Origin of the sequence: Streptomyces sp. NPDC090499 (assembly GCF_044769305.1) — a bacterium.
In the GTDB taxonomy this organism is placed as follows: domain Bacteria; phylum Actinomycetota; class Actinomycetes; order Streptomycetales; family Streptomycetaceae; genus Streptomyces.
In genome coordinates this window covers 480986-502092 of sequence record NZ_JBIVXP010000002.1, presented here as the reverse complement: position 1 = coordinate 502092, position 21107 = coordinate 480986, and the positions used below count along the sequence as shown (strand labels likewise).

Below are 21107 nucleotides of genomic sequence, written 5' to 3'. Positions count from 1 at the left end.
CGTGGAGGCTTGGATGAAGCTGTCGATCTTGGACTTTGTGCCGGTGCGTAGTGACCAGACCAGCGCCGAGGCGATCAGAGCGAGCGTTGCGTTGGCGCAGGTAGCGGATCAGTTGGGGTATGAGCGGTACTGGGTCGCGGAGCATCACAATGCGCCCACTGCGTCGACCGCCCCGGGAGTCGCACTGGGCCTGCTGGCCGCGAGGACGACCCGAATCCGGGTGGGGTCGGGTGGTGTGATGCTGCCGAATCACACCGCTCTCGCCGTCGCGGAGCAGTTCGCGTTCTTGGAGGCCGCTTTTCCCGGCCGGATCGACCTGGGGCTGGGCCGAGCCCCGGGAGGCGAGCCTGTTGCGACCCTCCTGCTCCGGGGAGGAGGTGTCGAGGACCCGGCGAGGCGATATCCGCAAGAGATTGAGTCCATAAAGGCCCTGCTCCGGCCCGAGGGGGCCCGTTTCCAGGTACAGGATCACAGCCTCACGGTAAAGGCGACCCCCGCTGCCGAGAGTGTCCCGATGGTCTGGGTGCTGGGATCTTCGCCGTTCTCGGCTCGTCTGGCCGCCGAGACCGGGATGCCCTACGTCTACGCTCACCACTTCTATGGCTTCCAGGGCACCACCGGCGCCCCTGGCATCGACGAAGCGGCTGAGGTCTACCGCACGAGATTCCGGCCCTCTCCCTACGCGGACAAGCCGGTGCTGATCATCACGATGAACGCCGTCGTCGCTGAGACGGAAGAGGAGGCGCGCAGGCTCACGTTGCCCTACCTGCACGACTTGCTCAACCTGCGCGCAGGCAGGTTGACGCCTCAGGTCATGGTCGAAGAGGCCGAGGCCCACCGCATCCCTGTCGGCCAGGAGCACGCCGCCGCCGAAATCGCTTCTCCCTGGGTGATCGGCACCGGCGCACAAGCCCGTGCGTGCATTAAAGCGTTCGCGCGCCGGTACGACGTGGACGAGGTCATGATCCACCCTGTCACCGGTGCGTTCGCCGGTGCCCCCGCCGACCGCAACCCACAACGGGAGACCACGCTCCGCCTCCTGGCAGAGCAGTAGCGCCGGTACCGTCTCCCCGTTTCGAGGCTGGGGCGGCCCCTGACGCTTGGACCCGGCTGCTGGTTCCCTGGCATGCTCCGGCCCCCTTCCACCTTTCGGATCCAGGTAAGCCATCAGACCCAGGAGCCTCCTGTCGAATTCCTCCTGGCTGCACCGGGGATACGACAGAGCGTCGTAGCGCGCTTGAAGTGTTCGACCTTGCCGTTCATCTGCGGCCAGTGGAGGCGGGTTCGCTTGGGGGTGATCCCGCAGGAGATGAAAAAGGTGTGCGCCCCCAGAGGGCGGTGGCGGTCTCTTGCGGCCGGCGGCTTGGCCGAGGACTTTGTGCCCGCCGCCGTCAGGGATGTTGCCGAGCTCCTTGATGTCGACGTGGACCAGTTCGCCGGGCCGGGTGCGTTCGCAGCGGCGCATGACACGGCTCGTGGCCCGGTCCAGGCGGGCCAGGCCGTAGCGGGTCGGCACGCGGTGCACGGGAGAGGCCACCAGGCCGAGTAGTTGCGCGACGCGGGTCGGCCCCCAGCGGGGCGGGAACGCAGACCTTGGTGGTCCGGCGTTCGGCGCGGGTCGGGGTGCGGACCGGGCTCGTGTGCGGGTGGGAGGAGAGGTCGGTCATCCCGACGTCGCCGTGCGCGCGGTAGCAGTTGGCCCACCGCCGGGCCGTAGTGGGCGGAACCTGGAAGCGTTCGGCGGCCCGGCGATGGGGCCAACCGTCCTCCACCACGCAGCGGCCAGGCGCAGACGGCCGGTCTCGGTCAGGGGGCATTACGTTGGGGCACGAGGGCCTTTCTGTTGCTGGGCGTAGATGTCGCAAACCACACCGAGCCAGAAGGCCCTCACCCGTTTCAAGTTCCCTCAGCCGCCGAGGCCTCTGTCACGAACCTCCGTGAACAGAACACCTGGATGTGCGGGTTGAGCCCTGCCCCGCACGTCGGGCCGTGCTGCCCTGTCTCCGACGCACGGTCGTCGATTCCGGTGGCCTTCGTCCCGACTGACTGCACGGCCACGAGTTCGCCATCGCCGCTGATGACCATGGGCAACCATCGGCGAAGTTTGACCTAGGACGTATTTTCAATGTCCTAGGTCTAATGCTAGGGTCGGACTCGGGAGGTGAACGACATGTCCATCTACGGGACGACCGCGGCGGAGATCGCCGGTAGTGTGCGGGATCTGATCGCGTCGGGTGAGCTGGCGCCGCAGGACCTGCTGCCGCCGGTCCGCATGCTCGCGGAAGAGCTGGGAGTGAACCGGAACACGGTCGCCTCGGCCTACCGGCAGCTGGTGGCCGCGGGCGAGGCTGTGACGCGCGGTCGCGGTGGGACCGTGGTGGCCGGGGTTCCTGAACTGGCCAGTGAGGGGGCGTGGTTCGGGGGGCGGCTGACCGACCTGGCCAGCGGCAACCCGGACCCGCAACTTCTGCCCGACGTACTTCGGGCGTTCCACGGGGACGGGTACAGGCCGGCACTGTACGGTGCGCCCCCGGTCGACGAGCGGCTGGCCGGGTGGGCCACCGAGCACTACGCGCCCGACCTCGGGGACACCGGTTTCCGTGTCCTGGTCACGCACGGCGCGGTCGACGCGACGGAACGGCTGCTGAACGCCTATCTGACCCGCGGGGACGCGGTCGCGGTCGAGGACCCGTGCTTCCTGGCGAGCATCGGCACCCTGCGGCTGAATGGCTTCCGCACGGTGGCGGTGGCGGTCGACGAGCAGGGCATGCGCCCGGACGCCCTGCGCATGGCTCTGGAGGACGGAGTGCGGGCGGTGGTGTGCACGCCCCGCGCGCACAACCCGACCGGCGTGAGCATCACCGCGGAGCGCGCCGCCGAACTCCAGGCAGTCCTGGCCCGCCACCCCCAGGTACTGATGATCGAGGACGACCACTTCTGGGCCGTCTCCCGTGCCGCCTATCACCGGGTCACGGTGCCGGGCAGTATGCGCTGGGCGCTGGTGCGGTCGTTGTCGAAGTTCCTCGGTCCGGATATGCGTCTGGCCCTGGTCGCCTGCGACGAGGAGACCGCGACCCGCCTTGGAACCCGGCTCAACACGGGGGCGACCTGGGTGAGCGGACTGCTCCAACACGCCGCCCACGCCCTCCTGGCCAGTTCCGACGTCACTGCCCTGACCGCGCGGGCACGCGAAACCTACGTACAACGCAGAAACCTGCTGCTGGCACAGCTCGCGCAACGCGGGATCGCCGTGCCGGACGGCTGCCGGTCGGACGGGCTCAACGCGTGGATCCCGCTGAAGACGCCCGCGCGCCCGGTCGCGGACGCTCTGGCGCGGCGCGGCTGGGCGGTGCAGCCAGGTGACCTGTTCAGCTCGGGAACGTCCGCGGCCCAGGCGCTGCGGGTGACGACCTCCATGCTCACCGACGAGCAAGCCGCTCAGTTCGCCGACGACCTCGCCGACGTCCTGCAACGCCCCGGCCGGTACTGACCGAGCTCGCTTACGCGATCCCGACCCGCCATCGCCGCACTCCGCCTTGCTCGCGGTACCAGCGCCCGCGTCCCTTCCCTCCTCGCCACCTGTCCCCGGCCGGCGCGGCGTGCGCTGCTTCGTCCCGGACCACAACAGCACGCATCAGCAAGGCAGAAAGGCCGCTCCGCCATGCGCACACATTTCATCGTCCACGAGTCGTTCGAGGCCCCGGGGGCCTATGAGGACTGGGTCCGGGCCCGGGGCTACGAGATCAGCTACTCCCGCGTCCACGAGGGCGACGCACTGCCCGTCGGCGCGGACGGCATCGACCTGCTGATCGTAATGGGCGGCCCTCAGCGGCCCAGCACGACCACCCAGGAGTGCCCGCACTTCGACGCCGACGCGGAGAAGGCCCTCATCGTCGCCTGTATCGAGGCGGACAAGGCGGTCATCGGGATCTGCCTGGGCTCCCAGCTCGTCGGGGAGGCGCTGGGCGCCGCCTTCGACTCCAGCCCGAACACGGAGATCGGCTCCTTCCCCGTCTCCCTCACCGCCGCGGGCCGCCGGCACCCCTTCCTCGTCGGCCTCGGGGACACCTTCGACACCGGTCACTGGCACAACGACATGCCGGGGCTGACCGAGGACGCCGTCGTGCTGGCCACCAGTGAGGGCTGCCCGCGCCAGATCGTTGCCTACAGCCGGTACGTGTACGGCTTCCAGTGCCACATGGAGTTCACCCCCGCCTGCATCGAGGCCCTGATCGAACACTCCGAGAAGGACCTCGCCGACCTCGCCGACCGCCCCTACGTCCAGCAGCCCGACCAGCTGCGGGCCAACGACTACACGGCGATGAACGAGCGGCTGGCCACCTTCCTCGACCGCCTGGCCGCGGACTACGCCAGCCGCTGAGCAGAGCCGGGCGACGCCCGGCACCTTCTCCCCGCAGACCCGGACACAGAGCCCGCCAACTGCGGTGGGCCCTGGGAACTGGAGCAGAGAACATGGCAACCACCCTGCACGACTCCAAAGACGTCCTCGTCGGACGTGCCGAACAGCAGATGCGCGAGCACTTCGCCGACTCCGGACTGACCGTACGGCAGAAGCTGGCCCTCACCTGCCGCATCGCCTTCGACGGCGGCCACGACTCAGGACTCGCAGGCCAGATCAGCGCCCGCGGCCAGGAGGCCGGCACCTACTACACCCAGCGCCTGGGCCTCGGCTTCGACGAGATCACCGAGGACAACCTCGTGCTCGTCGACGAGGACCTGAAGGTCCTGGAGGGCAGCGGCATGCCCAACCCCGCCAACCGCTTCCACTCCTGGATCTACCGGGCGCGCGAAGACGTCAACTGCATCATCCACACCCACTCGCTGCACACCGCCGCGCTCGCCATGCTCGAAGTCCCACTGATGGTCTCCCAGATGGACACCACACCCCTCTACGAGGACTGCGCCTTCCTCAAGGACTGGCCCGGAGTCCCCGTCGGCAACGAGGAAGGCGAGATCATCTCGGCTGCCCTCGGCGACAAGCGAGCCATCCTCCTCGCCCACCACGGCCAGCTCGTCACCGGCGCCACCATCGAAGAGGCCTGCACCCTGGCCATGCTCATCGAACGCGCCGCCCGCCTCCAGCTGCTCGCCATGGCCGCCGGAACCATCCAGCCGCTCGACCCCGAGCTCGCCCGCGAGGCCCACGACTGGACCTCCACCGACCGCCGCAGCAAGGCGAACTTCGCCTACTACGCCCGCAGGGCCGTGCGCAACCACCCCGACTGCCTCACGACCGAGGTGAACCTCTGATGTCCACCCCGCCCCTCAAGGGAATCATCGCCTACCCCATCACCCCCTTCGATCCCGACACCGGCGCAGTCGACCATGCCACGCTGCGCGACCTCACCGACCACCTGGTGGCCTCGGGAAGCCACGCCGTCGCTCCGCTGGGCAGCACCGGCGAAAGCGCCTACCTCGGCGAATCCGAGTGGGACGCCGTCTGCGAGACCGTCTTGAACACCGTGTCCGGACGCGTCCCCACCCTGGTCGGCATCGCGCACCTGACCACAGAAGGCACCGTCCGCCGCGCGCGTGTCGCCGCCCGGCACGGAGCGAGCGCCCTCATGGTGCTCCCACAGGTGTACTGGAAACTGACCGAGGCAGAACTCGCGCGACACTTCGCCGAAGTGGCCGCCGCCACCGACCTGCCGATCATGCTCTACAACAACCCGGGCACCAGCGGAATCGACCTCCAGCCCGAGACCATCGTCGGGCTCGCCCGGAAAATCCCCAACCTCACCATGGTCAAGGAGAGTTCCGGCGACGTCCCCCGCTTCACCGCCCTGCGGGAACTGTCCGAGGGCGCCCTGTCGGTCTACAACGGCAACAACCCCGTCGCCCTCGACGCCTTCCGCGCCGGCGCCGCCGGCTGGTGCACCGCTGCCCCCTGTCTCGTCCCCGACTGGACACTCCAGCTCTACACCGCGGCGATCCGCGGACAGGACGAACAGGCCGACGCGATCCTGGCCGAGCTCCTGCCGTTCCTGCAGTTCATCGTGGGCCACGGCCTGCCCCGCGCCATCAAGGCAGGACTCCAGCTCCAGAACCGTCCGGCCGGACCGCCCCGCGCACCCCTGCTGGCCCTGCCCGACGAGGAGACCCAGCAGCTCCAAGCCCTCCTCGATCAGCTCGCATCCCGCTCCAACCTGGACGGCGACGTACTGACGGCGATACCGCACACCCCCTGACCGCCAGGGTCCAGCCGCCAGGGAAGGATTCCGCGCATAAAGGGACATCTGCCTCGGAGTCGGACAGTTTCTTGCCTGCAACAGCGCCGTCCGAGAAGCCGCCGGAACCACCGGCACTTCTCGGACGGCGCGCGCCCCGTCCGGTTCCACCGGCCGTGGTCGACCGACAACGCTGGACTGGCGGGGTGGTTCGAGCAGCGAACCAACCGTCGTACCGGATCAGCGTGCTGGAGGAGGCCACTCCGGAGCTCAACCGTCGTGCGCACTTCGCAGTGCGCCACGCCATGCCGCCTCGGGCTTGAGCTGTTCGAGAGCCCGTGGTGTGCGCTGATTGCCGTGGCGCAACACACTTGAGCTCGGCCTTGCCCCCGAGGACAAGGTTCAGCGTTGAGCGAGGTGCGGGGCACGGGAGGGGTCGGAATATGGTCGCGAACCGACACGCTGGACAAGGCCGCCCCGGCCCACCCCGCCATGCCCCGCCCCATCTGGGCGATGATCGCCAACCACCACACCAAGCGGCGGGGAATGGACGCCTCGTATGTGACGCACCCTCCGCTGCGGCGCCTTGGCAGGGCAGGCGGTGCGGCGTGAGGCGGGCTCAGTGTCCGGGGACGGGGAGGTCGCCCTCGACGTACTGGGCACGGCCGTCGGCGAAGGACCAGTCCTCGGGACCGTTCTCGAAGTAGCTGACGAACAGGTTCTTGCCCTCGACGCCGGCCTTGGCGAGCTTCTCGGCGAGCGTGCGGTACACGAGCTGCTTTTCCTCGGTGCTGCGGCCGCGCTGGGTGAAGATGTGGACGGTGCCGGTGCCGGTGCCGTGTTCGAAGCCGGTCGCGCTCGGGGACCTTCAGCACGTCGACGAGCGACTGCTGGACGGCGTCGGCGATGGCGCCGATGTCCTGCGGGCTGCGGCCGCGGATCAGGTCGATGCGTACCAGGGGCATGGTCGAACTCCTCGGGGCGGGACCGTCAGGCGGCGAGAGGGACCTCGGGGCGCGATCGAAGGCATGGCGCGCTGATCGATCAGCGTGGCGTACCGGCGGCACCAGGGCGCTCTGGGGGGCCCGGGCCCGGTTTCCCTTTCGCAGCCGACCGTAGGAAGACCACCCCCGCAAGCGGAGATGCCCCGTCGGTTACGGGTATGGCTCGCCCGTATGGGTGCAGGTCGTGGCCGCGTCGAGGGCCGCGTTGAGGAAGTGCCGCAGGAGCGCGGAACCCGCGCCGGCGCTGTTGTCGGGCCGGTAGGCGAGGCGGACCGGGCTCGGCGGGGCCCCGGTCAACGAGAGGAACCGCAGCGCGGGATGGTGGATGCGGCGTTCGGCGACGTCGGGGACGACGCCGATGCCGCGCCCGGCAGCCACCGATTCGAGCCACTCGTCGAAGTTCGCGGTGTCCACGTACCGGCGCGGGCCACCCCCGTTCGGCCAGCACCACGGACCGGTGGTGCCGCTGCCGGTGTTCACGACCAGGGTCCACTCGTGGGCGTCCTGCCAGCGCAGCGTGTCGGGCATGTCCGACGGGACGTGGGAGGTCTCCCGCTGATCGGCTTCGGTGCGAGCGCGGACGGCGACGCGCCGTTCGTCGTACAGGTGCACGGTCCGCACCGCGCCGCCGACCGCTCGGGCACCGCGCACCAGGGCGATGTCGACGCTCTCCCGGTTCAGGGCGTCCAGCGGGTCGTCGCAGCGCACCAACTCGACCTGCGCGCCGCTGTCGCGTTCGAAACCGGCGATGGCACGCTGAGCCCAGGGGTCGGGCAGCAGCCAGCTGAAGCCGAGCCGCAGCGTCAGGTCCTGGTGTGCCGCGGCCAGGGCCGCGTCGAACGCGGCAAGGGTCCGCTCCGCGTGGACAAGGAATCCCCTACCGGTGTCGGTGAGGGCGACACCGCGCGAGGAGCGCTCCAGCAGCCGCACCCCCAGCCCCCCTTCCAGCTGCGCCACGGTGCGACTCAGGGCGGGCTGCGTGATCAGCAGCTCCTGGGCCGCCTGGGTGAACGAGCCGCGCCGCGCCACCGCGACGAAGGCCCGCAGATGCCGCAGCTCAATGCCGGAGGCGCTCGCGGAACCGGTGGCGGTCACTCTCGTCTCGCAGTATGCCTGGGAAACATGAAGCCAGCGTAACCGGCATTTCCATCGCCATGCCCTGCGGCCTAGCGTCGAAGACAGAGCCGCGGTCGGCGACGGTTCCACGTCGTCCGGCGCGCCCACGCCCGCCAGTCTGCTGACCGCCGCCACCCGCCGGAGGAGCCATGCCCCGTGACCTGTCGCGCCTGCGCACCGTCCTGCCGATCTGGGCGGCCCCAATGGCCGGGGGACCCAGCACCCCCGCGCTCGTCCAGGCCGCGGCCCGCGCCGGAGGACTCGGCTTCCTGGCCGGCGGCTACAAGACCCCAGCCGACCTCGCCGTCCAGATCACGCACGTCCGCTCCAGCGCAGGGATCTTCGGCGTCAACCTGTTCGTCCCCAACTCCGTCCCAGTCGATCGGGACACCTACCGCGCCTACGCCCGCGCCCTTCAGCCGGAGGCCGACCGCTACCACCTCACCCTCCCTGGCGCGCTTCCCACCGAGGACGACGACGCCTGGACGGACAAGATCGAACTGCTCCTCGAGTCGCCCGTCCCCCTCGTCTCCTTCACCTTCGGTCTGCCCTGCCCGGACACCGTCCGGGCGCTGCAGGACGCGGGCAGCCTCGTCGCCCAGACCGTTACCACCCCGGCCGAGGCTCTCGCCGCCGCCGCGACCGGCGCGGACCTGCTGATCGTGCAGGCCCCAGCGGCCGGTGGACACTCCGCCACCCTCCACCCCACCAGGCCACTCGCCCCTGTCCCACTGCCCGACCTGATCAGCGACGTCCGGCACACCGTCCCTCTGCCGGTGATCGGCGCGGGCGGCATCGCCACCTCGGCCGACGTCGCCTCCGCCGTGCGCGCCGGCGCCCACGCCGCCATGGTCGGCACCGTCCTGCTCCGCACCCGCGAAAGCGGCGCGTCCGCCCCCCACAAGACCGCACTGGCCGACCCGGCCTTCACCGAGACCGTGCTGACCCACGCCTTCACCGGCCGCCCCGCCCGCACCCTGCGCAACCGCTTCACCGACACCTACGAACCACTCGCCCCGCTCGGTTACCCCGCCCTCCACCACCTCACCAGCCCGCTGCGCAAAGCAGCCACCACTGCGCAGGACACCGAACTCATCCACCTGTGGGCGGGCACCGGCTACCGCCAGGCCCGCAACGAACACGCCGCCCAGACCCTCACCCGCCTCGCAGCCCACCCGGAAGCCGCGAGATGGTGACCTCGGCCCGCGGCCCAACCGAGTGAACGGCGGTCCAGGTGAGTATCGACGCGGGCCACACGTGGACCCCGGCCAAGGTCTCACCCCGGACCGGACACTCCTGGCAGAAGTTCACCCTCACCTGGACGCCCACCACGGTCGGTGAACACATCCTTGCCTGCCGCGCCACGACACCCTCAGGCAATACCCAACCCTCGACCCCGCGCCGCAACCGCATCCACCAGCGCGTCATCTTCGTCACCAGGAAGCAATCCTGAACACAAGCGGCTCTGGTACGCCGAGAGCCAGATCGCCGCCCTGTGGCGCCTGGACGTCGCGCTGCGGGAGAAGACGTTCTGGAAGATGCTCTACGAGTCCGACGAGGTGCTGTGTCTGAACGTGGCAGACCTGTACCCGCAGGACAAGTGCGGGAAGGTCACCGCCAAGGGCGGGGCGACCGAGTGGATCCGCTGGCAGTCCGGTACCGCCCAGCTGCTGCCCCGCCTCTTCGCGCGCCGCACCCGCGGCCCGCTGTTCCTCACCGACCGCAAGGCCCCGGCCGGGACAGCGACGCTCGACGTGTGCCCGGAGGCCGACGGGGCCCGGCTCTCCTACCGCCGGGCCGTGGAGATCTTCGAGGAGAACACCCGGCTGCTGCCCACTTCCCTCGCCTCACCCGAGGACATCGAGGACCTCGACGGCTGGACCCTCCACCGGCTCAGGCGCAGTGCGTTGACATACGATGCGGAGAACGGCACATCCACGCCGATGTTGCTGGCCCGCTCCCGCCACGCCTCCGTCCGCTCCCTGGAGCGGTATGCCCGTCCCGGCGTCCATGCCGTCGCCCGTCATGTCGCCGAGCGTGACCCCGCCGGACGTGACGCCCCTCGTTTCCGTTGCTGCTGCAGCGGGAGTGGTCAAGTCCCGCTGCAGCAGCAGCGGATGCATCCGGAAAGCAACTGCGCTAGGAAACGGTCTGGGCGGCGTCGTGGGCGTCTCGGGCGGCCAGGATGTCACCTGCGTGCTCCTCGGCCCACGTGTGCAGGGCTTCGATCGCCGGGCGTAGCGAGCGGCCGAGGCCGGTCAGCTCGTATTCGACGCGCGGTGGCACCTCAGCGTAGACGGTACGGATGAGCAGGCCGTCGCGTTCCATCCCGCGCAAGGTCTGGGTGAGGACCTTGGGGGTCACGAATTCCAGCAGGTCACGCAGTTCACTGAACCGTCGTGGCCCGCCGCCGAGGCGGGCCACGATCATGACGGACCACTTGTCGCCGACTCGGTCGAGCACGTCCCGGGTTGGGCAACGCGGAATGGAATCATATTCAGGCTTCATAGTTCCCAAAGGATACCAAGGTTTCCTTGAAGAAACCAGTATCTTTTGGATACTGTCATGGCGTCGGTGCAAACGCAGTGTTCAGGGAGGCCTAGCCGTGAAGATCCTTTTGTTCGGGGCCAGCGGGATGATCGGCAGCAGGATTGCGGCTGAGGCGCGCGGGCGGGGCCACGAGGTGACCGGTGTAACGCGCCAGGGCACGGACGGAACCCGAACCGCCGATGCCGCCGACGCCGGCACCGTCGCGACATTGGCGGTCGGGCATGACGCCGTGGTGCTTGCCGTTCGCCAGCCGCAGGTCGAGCCGCTGCTGGCGGTGGGCCGCGCCACGCTCGACGGCATGCGCGAGGCCGGGGTGCGCCGGCTTGCCGTGGTCGGCGGCGCCGGGAGCCTCGAGGTGGCCCCTGGCGTCCGGGTGATCGACCGCCTCACGCTCGAGGACATTCCCGAGGAATACCGGTACCAAGTGCCCGCCCAGGTCGCTCTGCTCGAGCTGATCCAGGCGAACGCCGACGACCTGGAATGGACCTACCTCTCCCCGCCCGTGGAGATCGAGCCCGGTGACCGCACCGGTACTTACCGGGTGGGCGCGAATCAACTGCTGAGCGACGAGGCCGGCCACAGCCGCATCAGTGCCGAGGACTACGCCGCCGCTCTGATCGACGAGCTGGAGACCGGCCGCAGCATCCGTCGCCACATCACGGTCGCCTACTGACACAGGCCACCCGGGCCTATCGGCACCCGATCGACACCGACGTGGCCTCACGCTCACTTCATCGGTACAAGGCCGCGTTGCCGACTCTGGCCGGCGTCGATTCATGACGGCTGGTCAGCCATCTCGCTATCACCGCTTTCAACACCCTACGGAGGTTGTCATGACCAACACTGCCTTTGCTCGCACGCTCAGGGGCAGCGGCCCCGGCATTGCGCTCGCGCACGGCGCGGGCGGCAGCATCGCGGCCCACTTCGGCCCGATCCTCGATGCTCTGGCCGCCCGGCGTACCGTCGTCGGCGTCGACTACCCCGGCTCCGGCGACACCCCGCGTTCGGACAGCCCTCTGACCCTTGACCAGCTCGCCGATCAGCTCGTCGCCGCCGCAGTGGACGAGGGCCTGGACCGGTTTCCCGTCGTAGGGTTTTCCGTGGGTGGGGCTGTGGCGGTGCGCGCGGCCACGCGCCACCCCGACCGGGTCAGCGCGCTGGTGCTCACCGGGACGTATTCCTACCTCGACACCTCCATGAAGCTGGCCGGAGAGATCACGGCCGGGGTGATGGCGGCCGGCGACCCTGAGTTGCTGGCCAAGCTGCTGACCTGGGTGTCGATCAGCGCGCCGACGCTGGCGTCGATGCCTGAGCAGGTGCTGGCGGCGGCCACGGCCGGCGCGGACGGCGAACCGGGCACCGCGGATCAGTTCGATCTGATCTCCCGAGTCGACACCCGTGCCGAGCTGCCCGAGATCAAGGCCCCTACTCTCGTGATCGCTCCGAGCTACGACCTGATCGTCCCCCCGTACCTGCAGCGGAATATGGCCGACACCATCCCCGGAGCCCGCTTCACCGAGGTGGCCAGCGGCCACATGGTGCCTCTCGAACAGCCCGAGCAGTGGCACAAGCTCATCCTCTCCTTCCTCGAAGAGGTCGGCGTCTGAACAGCCCGTCGGTCAACCGGGCGCGGCAGGACCCATCAGCTTCCTGATCGGTTCACCCGCTCGCCAACCGTGCGAGCGGGTGGGCTGTCAGTTCGCTGCGGGCTTGGCGGTATCCGGATCCTGTCCGCAGGTTGACCCTTCCGGTTCCGCCGGCTGCGGTGGCGGGTTCGCGTAGGGCTGGTCAGGTGGTACAGGACCGGGTAGCCGCTGGGGGTGATGGTGTCGTACCGGCCGGTGAAGGTGCTGCGCAGGGCGCGGGCGGCGCGTCCGGTGAAGGCACGTGTCGGTGAACGCGAGGTCGGTCAGGGCGTCTTGGCGGGTCTGGCTGACGCCGCTCTCCTCGGCGCGTGGCAGCATGGTCCCGATCATCGTCGCCCCGGCTCCGGCATCCAGTGCTGCGAATCACATCCACCGGCGAGTCGGTGTCGTCATGCAAGAGCGGCCATCAACAGCACCCCCACCGTCGCCGCGGCCCATCGGGCTGATTCAGGTTGCTGGTGTCCAGTGGGGGGCCAGGCAGGCCAGGGGATACCGTCAGCATGCCGTCAGGGTGCTCAGCACCCTGGGACGTGGGACATGGTCGTGCCGACACTCCGGTGGCCGTCGGCACGAACCTCTGCGGAGCGGGTGTCAGCCGTGTGTGGGCATGGAGTACTCCGCGCGTACCTTGGTGTCGTCGGGCCAGCGGGTGGTGGCGGTCTTGTAGCGGGTGTAGAAGCGCACGCCTTCGGGGCCGTGGATGTGATGGTCGCCGAACAGGGACCTCTTCCAGCCGCCGAAGGAGTGGAAGGCCATCGGAACCGGGATCGGCACGTTGATGCCGACCATGCCCGCCTTCACCTTGGTCAGGAAGGTGCGGGCGGTGTTGCCGTCGGCGGTGAAGATGGCCGTGCCGTTGCCGAATTCGTGGTCGTTGACCAGCTGGAGCGCTTCGGCGAAGGACTGGGCGCGGACCATGGCGAGGACCGGGCCGAAGATCTCCTCGCGGTAGATCCGCATGTCCGGGGTGACGTGGTCGAAGAGGGAGCCGCCGAGGAAGAACCCGCCCTCGTGGCCGGGGAACTGGTTGCGGCGGCCGTCGACCACGAGTTCGGCGCCGGCGTCGACGCCTACGGCCAGGTAGTGGGCCACCTTGTCCCGGTGGGCCTTGGTGACCAGCGGGCCCATCTCGACCTGGTCCTGGGTGCCGGGCCCGACCTTGAGGTCGGCGAGGGCGGTGACGAGACGCTCGCGCAGGGCGTCCGCGGTGTCGTCGCCGACGGGGACCACGACCGAGATGGCCATGCAGCGCTCGCCGGCGGAGCCGTAGGCGGCGCCCATCAGCGCGGCGACGGCCTGGTCGAGGTCGGCGTCGGGCATCACGACCATGTGGTTCTTCGCCCCGCCCAGAGCCTGGACGCGCTTGCCGTGGGCGGTGGCGGTCCGGTGGACGTACTCGGCGACGGGCGTCGAGCCGACGAAGCTCACCGCCTCCACGTCCGCGTGGGCGAGCAGGGCGTCGACCGCGGTCCTGTCTCCCTGGACGACATTGAACACGCCCTTCGGCAGTCCGGCCTCGGTGAGCAGCTTGGCGAGTTCGACGCTGAGGGTGGGGTCCTTCTCCGACGGCTTCATGACGAAGGTGTTCCCGCAGGCCAGTGCGACGGGGAACATCCACATCGGCACCATGGCGGGGAAATTGAATGGCGAGATCCCGGCGACCACCCCGAGCGGCTGGCGCAGCGACACCGCGTCCACGGCCCGCGAGACGTTCTCGGAGAACTCCCCCTTCAGCTGCTGCGGGATGCCGCACGCGAACTCGACGACCTCCAGCCCGCGAACGACCTCGCCCCTGGCGTCGGAAAGCACCTTGCCGTGCTCGGCCGTGATGATCGCGGACAGCCGGTCGATGTCCCGCTCGACCAGGTCGCGGAATCGGAACAGGATGCGGGCCCGGATATGCGGCGGGGTGGCGGCCCAGGCCTCGAACGCCGTGGCGGCGACCCGGACCGCCTCGTCCACATCCTTGGTGGTGCCCAGGGCGACAAGGCCAGTCACCTGGCCCGTGGCCGGGTTGTACACCTCGCCGCGGGTCTCGGCATCGAGGTCGTCCACACGGCCGTCGATGTAGTGGTCGATGTGCACGGTGGCGGTCGTTGTCGTGGTCATCAAAGACCTTTCTCGGAGGTAACGGGCTTCCGGCGTAGCGTGCTTGGGGCGAAGCTCTGGGGAGTGTCAGGCGCAGATCTGGGCGGAGAAATCCCGGATCTCGTCCACGGCCGGGACGACCGGGCCCGGTCGGTCAGTTGGCAGGGGTCTGTTCGAGTGCCTCCGTCTGTTCGGAGGCGTCGAGCCGGTCCCACACGGCACGGACGAGCTTGTTGTCCCTGCCTCCGCGCAGCAGCGTCAGGCTGACCACGGTGGACACGGCCGCCAACGCGATCGGGTAGGCGATACCGGCGAGTTGGTTGCCTGTCGACTCGGTGAGTGAGAGCGCGATGAGAGGCATGAACCCGCCGAAGACCCCGGTGCCCAGGTGGTACGACACGGACAGGCCGGTGTAGCGGATCCGGGGCGGGAACAGTTCGGTCAGATAGGCGGCGGTCGGCGCGTACACCATGGCGCTGAACACGATCTGCAGGGAAATCGCCACGACGACCTGCCACCACGCCTCTTGCACGGCGGCTGCGCGGATCCACGCGTACAGGGGCAGGAAGCTCATGGCCGACAGAGCCAGGCCCGTGACGATGACGCGCTGCCTGCCGTACTGGTCGGACAGGCGGCCGAACAGGATGTAGGACGGCGCGCCCAGTACCAGCGCGACCGCCATGCAGATGTTGGTGGTGAGGAAGTCGACCTTCAGCACGCTCTGGAGGAAGTACAGGGCGTAGAACTGGCTGGTGTACCAGACCGCGCCGAGGCCGGCGGTCAGGCCGAACACGGTGAGCAGGACAAGGCCGAGGGAGCGGGGGTTGCCCAGCGCCTCCCGGACGGGTGCCTTGGAGATCGTGCCCTGGGCCTGCATGCGGACGAACACGGGCGACTCGTGGAGCTTGAGCCGCATCCGCAGCGACAGGGCGACGAGGACGGCGGAGAGCAGGAAGGGAAGGCGCCAGCCCCACGAGGTGAAGGCGTCCTCGCCCAGCAGGAGGCGGCAGGCGACGATGACGCCGATGGAGAGCAGCAGCCCGAGGGTGGCCGTGGTCTGCAGGAAGCTGGTGAAGAGGCCCTTGCGGTTGGCTGGCGAGTGCTCGGCGACGTACGTGGCGGCGCCGCCGTACTCGCCGCCCACCGCGAAGCCCTGGAGCAGCCGCAGCAGTACCAGCAGTACCGGTGCCGCCGTGCCGATCGTGTCGTACTTCGGGAGACAGCCGATGAGGGTGGTGGCCGCGCCCATGACGATGAGGGTGGTGAGGAAGGTCGTCTTACGGCCGACCCGGTCGCCGAGCCTGCCGAAGAACACTGCTCCGACGGGGCGGACGACGAAGCCGGTGCCAAACGCCGCCACGCTTACCAGAAGCGCGAGGCTCGATTCGCCGGCGGGGAAGAAGAAGCCGGAGAAGACGACGGCGAGGCTGCCGTAGATGAAGAAGTCGTACCACTCGATGAGTGTGCCGGTGCTGGATGCGGCGATGATGCGGCGCAGTTCTCGCGGAGAGGTCTGCGGGGGCTGGGGACTGGACAAAGCGATCCCTCCCGACGCCGGTGCGGCGGTGTCGCATGTGAGTGCGGGAACGAGCGGACAGGTGCGGAACCGATCACCTGCTGAGCCGTACGGGGGGCGGTCGCCGAGCGGCGACGGCCTTCACTCGCCGAGCGAGCGGACGAACAGGGTGCGGGCAGTTGGACGTCGACGTCGGTCGCGCGGCGGGGTCACCGCGGGCCTGGCAGGCTCAGCCGATGGTCGCGGCCGTCCGCGGAGCCCACCGGCCGAGCCGAGTGGCGGCATCCTGGACCAGGCGCCGCACCACCTCCCCGGCGGGAAGGATCTCCTGGACCAGGCCCACGCCCTCGCCGACGATCATGTTCGCGACATCGAAGTCCTGCTCCGAGACAGCCACTCGGAATTCGGCGGCGGCCTCGTCGAGACGTGCGACGAGTTCCGCTTCCCTCCCGTGCCAGCGGTTGGTGAACTCGTTGCGCAACAGTCGGCCGTTGTACTCGGCGGGCCAGTCGTACTGCCGCACGATGTCGTAGACGCTGGTCCGCAGGGTGTCGTCGCCGCTGGCCGCCACCGCACGGGCGTGGGCTCGCGCGGAGACCACCGCCTCCTCGGTCGCCCAGAAGCGGGTACCGACCAGGACACCGTCGGCGCCGAGGGCGAGTGCGGCGGCGAGACCGCGACCGTCCGCGACACCACCGGCGCCCAGGAGGAGTGTCTCGGGCGCGCGATCGGCTATCAGGTCCGCGATGTCGGGCACGAGGGTGAAGGTCGACCGCGTCCCCACGCCGTGACCGCCGGCCTCGCCACCCTGGGCGACTACCACGTCCGCGCCGGCATCGAGGGCCTGGCGGGCCTGGTCGAGCGTGTGGACCTGGCACAACAGCGGTACGGCGGCGGCGCGGACTCGGTCGGCGAAGGGCGTGGGGTCACCGAAGGACAGCATCACCGCGGTGGGTCGGTTCTCCAGAGCGATATCGAGCAGCTCGGGATGACGGGCCAGGCTCCAGGTGATGAACCCGCACCCCACACGAGTGCCGGCCGCAGCGGCGAACTCCCGTTTCAGCCACTCTCCGTCGCCGTAGCCCCCGCCGATCATGCCGAGGCCACCTGCGGCCGTCACCGCGGTGGCGAGCCGGGCCCCGGAGACGAGGTCCATCGGGGCGAGCACGACGGGATGGTCGATTCCGAAGCTGTGGGTAAGACGCGTTGTCAGCAAACCGAAGTCCCCTTCGTCCAGGCAACCGCCCCGCCGGAGAAGCGGCGGCGCAGCGCGGCGTTAAGGGGACGGTAGGTTCACCCAGATTTCAGATCCAACGATTGGTTGCGATGGGAGCCATCGCTGATAGAGAACTTTCCGATGGCCAACGCGCTTCGGATCAGTGAACTAGCCGGTCGCCGTGACCGAACCACCGACCACGCGCAGCACAGGTGGAACCTGCTCGACGGCCCGGGCGTGCGAGAGGAAGCGCGTCAGGGCCGCCGACGGCGGTGCGTCCACGCGCTGGACGAAGACAGTGTCCGCACGTCCCTGATCCTCCGGCAGCTCGTGCACCCGCACCTGCTCACGGGAGGCGTGCCCCTCGACCACGGCGGCGGGCAGCAAGGTGACACCCATCCCGGCCCCGACACAGCCGAGGATGCCCTCCAGCGTTCCGAATTCCATGCAGCGAACGCCGACGGCGCCCCGCGCGTGCAGGATGGTCTCCAGCCGCTTGCGATAGGAGCAGCCGGTGCGAAAGACAAGAATCCTGGGATCACCCAGCACGGTGTCCAGCTCGGAAACCCGGCGATCCGTGACAAGGACGAGCCGCTCCTCGAACACCGTCGTCTCCACCAGATCGGGTCGCCGCACCGGGCCACTGACCAGCGCGCCGTCGAGCCGGTACTCCGCGACCTCACGGACCAAGTGCTCGGTAGGACCGGTCACCAGCGACAGGTCGACCCGGGGACAGTCCTCCGCGAACGCCGCCAGTACCACGGGGAGGCGCAGACCCGCCGTGGTCTCCATGGACCCGATACGCAGCGGTCCGCAGGGATCGCTCTCGTCACCGATGACATGCTGCGCCTCGTCGACGAGCCTGGTGATGCGTTCGGCGTATGGCAGCAACTGCTCACCTGCGCTGGTCAGGGCCACGCCCCGTGCGTGCCGGCGGAAGAGTGGGGCCCCGAGCTGCTTCTCCAGGGCGTGGATTCGGGCGCTGACGTTCGACTGCACGGTGTGCAGTTCCTGGGCGGCCTTGGTGATGCCGTGCGTCCGCGCGACAGCCAGGAAGACGCGCAGGTCGGAGAGTTCCACGTCGACCTCCAAGGGCCCAGGGTGGGCAGGAGCATACCCCCGGCCGGCGAATCGAAGCCCTTCCTGGATGATTGTCAGACGTGAGGGAGGGAGGCCGCCTGCGGTGGACTGGACGCGTCCGCAGCGGCGACGGCTGGTTGACGTACTCACCTTGTGCGCCGTCGTCGCGGGGCGCGACTCAGCACGTCAGGACTGGGCCAGCCACAGGTCCGGGCCGAACACCTCGTAGTGGAGGTCGGCCGGGGCGGCGCCCTTGGCGAGCAGTTGCTCGCGCATCGCGCGCATGAAGGGCAGCGGGCCGCAGAGGTGGGCGCGGGTGCCCGGGGCGAGGGGAACATCGGTGAGGTCTGCCAGGCCGGAGCGGTGGCCTACTGGGCGGTGAGCATGAACAGGACCCCTTGACGCTTAATGTGCATCTGGCATTCATATTTAAGGGTGTGAAGGATCGCGGACTGTCTTCGAGGGGGGAGTCAGTCCGTGCGGGAGGTCAGCGAGAGGCTCGCCAGGAGCGGTCCCGTCGGTGACGTGACGAGATCGGCCAAGGTCAGCGGGTCGAGCGAGGCGAAGAACGCCTCCTGCGCCTGTCGTGGCGCCCCGCGCAGCCGGCAGGCCGAGCGCAGCGGACAGGGGGTCGCTCCCTCGCGGTCGACGACGTCCCCGGAGCCTTCGAGCTCCCGCACGAGCCCGCCGATGGAGGCGTCCCGCCCGGCGGCGGTCAGTGCGAGCCCGCCGCCCCGGCCGCGCCGGGCCTCGACCAGGCCCATGTGCTGCAGCTTGGCGACGTGAAGTTCCCCCCGCGAAGTGGACAGCGGGTGTTTACGCTGCCGGGACGAGGTTCTGCCTGAGCAAGGATCTCGTTTCGAGCGGGGTGACGTACCCGTAGTCGGGGTGCCGACGGAGCCGGCTGCGGTTGTACTCGACCTCGACGTAACGGAAAACGTCGGCCCGGGCGGCCTCGCGGGTCTCCCACATGGTCGTCCCGATCTCTGCTTTCAGGATGGCGAACCAGCTTTCCGCGGCGGCATTATCGTAACAAGAGCCGACGCGCCCCATCGACTGCCTCATGCGCAACTTGCCTATTTCACTGCGGAATTCGCCACTCGTGTACTCGCTGCCGCGATCCGTGTGCATGACGCAACCCTGCTCCAGGCCGCCACGCCCGGCCGCCATCCGCAAGGCGGCGACCGGCAGCTCGGCCCGGTGGTGGTCGGCCATCGCCCAGCCGACCACCTCCCGCGTCGCGAGATCGATACAGGTCGCCAGATACAACTTCCCTTCCCGCGTGCTGAGTTCAGTCATGTCGCCGACGAGCCGCATCCCGGGCCGGGGCGCGGTGAAGTCCCGGCCGATCAGGTCGGGCGCGAACACCGCCCGCTTCGCCTGCCGGGTCAGGCCCCGCCGCCGACGGCGGGTGATCCCGACGATCCGGTGCTTGCGCATCAGCCGCTCGATCCTCTTGGAATTCACCACCCGCCCGGCCCGCCGCAGGGCGGCGTGGATCCGCGGGGCCCCGTAGGCACCGCGAGATCCGGAGTGAAGCACCCGGATCTCACCCACCAGCACCTCCTCGGCCCGCTCCCGTACCGTCCGCGCCGGCCGTGACGCCCTGTGCGCGTAGTAGGTGGAACGGGGCACTCCCAGCACACGACACAGAAACGCAACGCTGTGACCTGCAGGATTACCCGCCGACGCCTTCTCCGCATCGATGAAACGACACCGTGCCGCGGTGTCTACCTCATCTTGTCCTGGGCGAAGAAGGCGGTCGCTTTTCCCAGAACCTCGATCGTGGCCTCCTGCTCGCGGACCTTCCGCCGCAGCCGGACCAACTCCTCACGCTCCGCAGTGGTCAAAGCCCCGGTGGGTCCCTCACCGCGGTCGACCTTCGCCTGCTTCACCCACCCGCGCAGCCCTTCTGGACTCACGCCCAGATCCCTCGCGACCTCGGTGACCGTCTTCTCCGAGGACAACGCCAAGGCGACCGCGTCCCGCTTGAACTCGGCCGTGTACCGCTTACTCATATTGCTCTTGCTACTCACTACCTGTGACTGCTTCCTCCGGGACCATCCGTCCCAGTATCAAGCTGTCCGGCCGGCAGGGGGAACCTCAACGACCTTCGCGGTGTGCGCGTAGGGCACGTCCATGGTGGCCGCGACCTGACGCGTGGCGGGCAGTTCGCCCTCCTCGGCGCCCAGGCGCATCAGCACGCGCGGCGCGAGGTCTGTGAATCGCGTCAGTCGCATGCCCGTACGCTACTAACGTTGCATCTAATAGTCCAATTAACGGCGCAGTGGCACGCTGGCCATGGCGGCTCGGGCGATCAGGTCGTCGACGCCCGTGCCGGACGCCTGCCGTACTACAGGCCGGCAGGTCCCGCAGTACGCAGGACCCGGACAATCTGCAGCCGTGTGGCAGGCCACGGTGACCCTGGCCCGGTGCGGTGCCCGGTCCAGGCGTTGCGTGAGCGGTGTATCGACATCGCTAGGCGCGCGGCGAACCAGACACCCCGACCGGCGCACGCGCGGTGCACCTGTCTCGACCCGGCCGACGTCCAGCACTGGACTCCGGTCTTCAACAAGCGCGCCGGCACGACCGGCCCCTGGGGCTTGTCCCGAGGCGCAGAGGCCTCGCCGGGTCGTGGAGTCGGCCAACCATGACGGGTGGCTCGAGTCTGTCGCCGCATACCGCCGCATCGGTATGGTGCAG

Annotated in this window: 18 protein-coding genes and 3 pseudogenes; 8 read left to right on the top strand and 13 right to left on the bottom strand. The window is 69.3% G+C overall.

What is annotated here, in order from left to right:
- Window positions 1–13: 13 nt before the first annotated feature.
- On the top strand, window positions 14–1054 hold the full coding sequence (locus ACIQVL_RS10680; protein ID WP_403475072.1) for an LLM class flavin-dependent oxidoreductase: 1041 nt from the start codon (window positions 14–16) through the stop codon (window positions 1052–1054).
- A 300-nt stretch (window positions 1055–1354) separates the two neighbouring features.
- Here ACIQVL_RS10680 and ACIQVL_RS10675 read toward each other — a convergent pair.
- A pseudogene (locus tag ACIQVL_RS10675) lies at window positions 1355–1810 on the bottom strand (helix-turn-helix domain-containing protein); the annotation flags it as partial.
- 360 nt (window positions 1811–2170) lie between these two features.
- On the opposite strand from ACIQVL_RS10675, the gene ACIQVL_RS10670 reads away from it, so the two are divergent.
- The 4 genes from ACIQVL_RS10670 (at window position 2171) to ACIQVL_RS10655 (ending at window position 6209) form a co-directional block, all read left to right on the top strand.
- Entirely contained in the window at window positions 2171–3490 is a 1320-nt protein-coding gene (locus tag ACIQVL_RS10670) for an aminotransferase class I/II-fold pyridoxal phosphate-dependent enzyme (protein ID WP_403475071.1), read from the top strand.
- A gap of 171 nt (window positions 3491–3661) precedes the next feature.
- Window positions 3662–4381 (top strand): hypothetical protein, encoded by a 720-nt coding sequence (locus ACIQVL_RS10665; protein ID WP_403475070.1) that lies wholly within the window; start codon window positions 3662–3664, stop codon window positions 4379–4381.
- Between the two features lie 92 nt (window positions 4382–4473).
- Complete coding sequence (locus ACIQVL_RS10660; protein WP_403475069.1) at window positions 4474–5271, top strand: aldolase; 798 nt, start codon at window positions 4474–4476, stop codon at window positions 5269–5271.
- Window positions 5271–6209: a dihydrodipicolinate synthase family protein gene (locus ACIQVL_RS10655; RefSeq protein WP_403475068.1), complete on the top strand. Its 939-nt coding sequence runs from the start codon at window positions 5271–5273 to the stop codon at window positions 6207–6209. The genes ACIQVL_RS10660 and ACIQVL_RS10655 overlap by 1 nt, the downstream gene beginning before the upstream one ends.
- Window positions 6210–6807: 598 nt before the next feature.
- On the opposite strand, the gene ACIQVL_RS10650 is transcribed toward ACIQVL_RS10655, so the two are convergent.
- Window positions 6808–7002, bottom strand: a complete 195-nt coding sequence (locus tag ACIQVL_RS10650) for a tautomerase family protein (protein ID WP_403475223.1) — start codon at window positions 7000–7002, stop codon at window positions 6808–6810.
- Between the two features lie 340 nt (window positions 7003–7342).
- Window positions 7343–8287 (bottom strand): LysR family transcriptional regulator, encoded by a 945-nt coding sequence (locus ACIQVL_RS10645; RefSeq protein WP_403475067.1) that lies wholly within the window; start codon window positions 8285–8287, stop codon window positions 7343–7345.
- Between the two features lie 170 nt (window positions 8288–8457).
- On the opposite strand from ACIQVL_RS10645, the gene ACIQVL_RS10640 reads away from it, so the two are divergent.
- On the top strand, window positions 8458–9504 hold the full coding sequence (locus tag ACIQVL_RS10640) for a nitronate monooxygenase (protein ID WP_403475066.1): 1047 nt from the start codon (window positions 8458–8460) through the stop codon (window positions 9502–9504).
- Window positions 9505–10447: 943 nt separating this feature from the next.
- Here the strand turns inward: ACIQVL_RS10640 and ACIQVL_RS10635 are convergent.
- Window positions 10448–10771: a winged helix-turn-helix transcriptional regulator gene (locus ACIQVL_RS10635; RefSeq protein WP_403475065.1), complete on the bottom strand. Its 324-nt coding sequence runs from the start codon at window positions 10769–10771 to the stop codon at window positions 10448–10450.
- 142 nt (window positions 10772–10913) lie between these two features.
- Between ACIQVL_RS10635 and ACIQVL_RS10630 the strand changes: the two genes are divergently transcribed.
- Together ACIQVL_RS10630 and ACIQVL_RS10625 are read left to right on the top strand one after the other, a co-directional pair.
- Window positions 10914–11531 carry an NAD(P)-dependent oxidoreductase gene (locus ACIQVL_RS10630; RefSeq protein WP_403475064.1) on the top strand — a complete coding sequence of 206 codons (618 nt, stop codon included), beginning with the start codon at window positions 10914–10916 and terminating at the stop codon, window positions 11529–11531.
- Between the two features lie 160 nt (window positions 11532–11691).
- Window positions 11692–12465, top strand: coding sequence for an alpha/beta fold hydrolase (locus ACIQVL_RS10625; protein WP_403475063.1), 774 nt, complete (start codon window positions 11692–11694; stop codon window positions 12463–12465).
- A 630-nt stretch (window positions 12466–13095) separates the two neighbouring features.
- Here the strand turns inward: ACIQVL_RS10625 and ACIQVL_RS10620 are convergent.
- The 9 genes and pseudogenes from ACIQVL_RS10620 to ACIQVL_RS10580 all read right to left on the bottom strand — a co-directional run bounded on the left by ACIQVL_RS10620 (window position 13096) and on the right by ACIQVL_RS10580 (window position 20644).
- A complete protein-coding gene (locus ACIQVL_RS10620; protein WP_403475062.1) occupies window positions 13096–14613 on the bottom strand; it encodes a CoA-acylating methylmalonate-semialdehyde dehydrogenase in 1518 nt (505 codons plus the stop codon).
- Between the two features lie 133 nt (window positions 14614–14746).
- Window positions 14747–16129 carry an MFS transporter gene (locus ACIQVL_RS10615; protein ID WP_403475061.1) on the bottom strand — a complete coding sequence of 461 codons (1383 nt, stop codon included), beginning with the start codon at window positions 16127–16129 and terminating at the stop codon, window positions 14747–14749.
- A gap of 208 nt (window positions 16130–16337) precedes the next feature.
- Window positions 16338–17324 carry an NAD(P)H-dependent flavin oxidoreductase gene (locus ACIQVL_RS10610; RefSeq protein WP_403475060.1) on the bottom strand — a complete coding sequence of 329 codons (987 nt, stop codon included), beginning with the start codon at window positions 17322–17324 and terminating at the stop codon, window positions 16338–16340.
- A gap of 168 nt (window positions 17325–17492) precedes the next feature.
- Window positions 17493–18416 (bottom strand): LysR family transcriptional regulator, encoded by a 924-nt coding sequence (locus ACIQVL_RS10605; protein ID WP_403475059.1) that lies wholly within the window; start codon window positions 18414–18416, stop codon window positions 17493–17495.
- Between the two features lie 174 nt (window positions 18417–18590).
- Window positions 18591–18773: pseudogene (locus ACIQVL_RS10600) on the bottom strand (hemin transporter); the annotation flags it as partial.
- Window positions 18774–18874: 101 nt separating this feature from the next.
- Window positions 18875–19186: pseudogene (locus ACIQVL_RS10595) on the bottom strand (RrF2 family transcriptional regulator); the annotation flags it as partial.
- 34 nt (window positions 19187–19220) lie between these two features.
- On the bottom strand, window positions 19221–20111 hold the full coding sequence (locus tag ACIQVL_RS10590; protein ID WP_403475222.1) for an IS3 family transposase: 891 nt from the start codon (window positions 20109–20111) through the stop codon (window positions 19221–19223).
- A 23-nt stretch (window positions 20112–20134) separates the two neighbouring features.
- Window positions 20135–20422, bottom strand: coding sequence for a transposase (locus ACIQVL_RS10585; protein ID WP_403475058.1), 288 nt, complete (start codon window positions 20420–20422; stop codon window positions 20135–20137).
- Between the two features lie 57 nt (window positions 20423–20479).
- Window positions 20480–20644 (bottom strand): hypothetical protein, encoded by a 165-nt coding sequence (locus ACIQVL_RS10580; RefSeq protein ID WP_403475057.1) that lies wholly within the window; start codon window positions 20642–20644, stop codon window positions 20480–20482.
- Window positions 20645–21107 lie beyond the last annotated feature (463 nt).

What these genes read in the sequence shown, in the direction of transcription:
- ACIQVL_RS10680 (WP_403475072.1), top strand. Translation starts at nt 14, where the DNA reads ATGAAGCTGTCGATCTTGGACTTTGTGCCGGTGCGTAGTGACCAGACC.
- ACIQVL_RS10670 (WP_403475071.1), top strand. Translation starts at nt 2,171, where the DNA reads ATGTCCATCTACGGGACGACCGCGGCGGAGATCGCCGGTAGTGTGCGG.
- ACIQVL_RS10665 (WP_403475070.1), top strand. Translation starts at nt 3,662, where the DNA reads ATGCGCACACATTTCATCGTCCACGAGTCGTTCGAGGCCCCGGGGGCC.
- ACIQVL_RS10660 (WP_403475069.1), top strand. Translation starts at nt 4,474, where the DNA reads ATGGCAACCACCCTGCACGACTCCAAAGACGTCCTCGTCGGACGTGCC.
- ACIQVL_RS10655 (WP_403475068.1), top strand. Translation starts at nt 5,271, where the DNA reads ATGTCCACCCCGCCCCTCAAGGGAATCATCGCCTACCCCATCACCCCC.
- ACIQVL_RS10640 (WP_403475066.1), top strand. Translation starts at nt 8,458, where the DNA reads ATGCCCCGTGACCTGTCGCGCCTGCGCACCGTCCTGCCGATCTGGGCG.
- ACIQVL_RS10625 (WP_403475063.1), top strand. Translation starts at nt 11,692, where the DNA reads ATGACCAACACTGCCTTTGCTCGCACGCTCAGGGGCAGCGGCCCCGGC.
- ACIQVL_RS10620 (WP_403475062.1), bottom strand. Translation starts at nt 14,613, where the DNA reads ATGACCACGACAACGACCGCCACCGTGCACATCGACCACTACATCGAC.
- ACIQVL_RS10585 (WP_403475058.1), bottom strand. Translation starts at nt 20,422, where the DNA reads ATGAGTAAGCGGTACACGGCCGAGTTCAAGCGGGACGCGGTCGCCTTG.
- ACIQVL_RS10580 (WP_403475057.1), bottom strand. Translation starts at nt 20,644, where the DNA reads ATGCGACTGACGCGATTCACAGACCTCGCGCCGCGCGTGCTGATGCGC.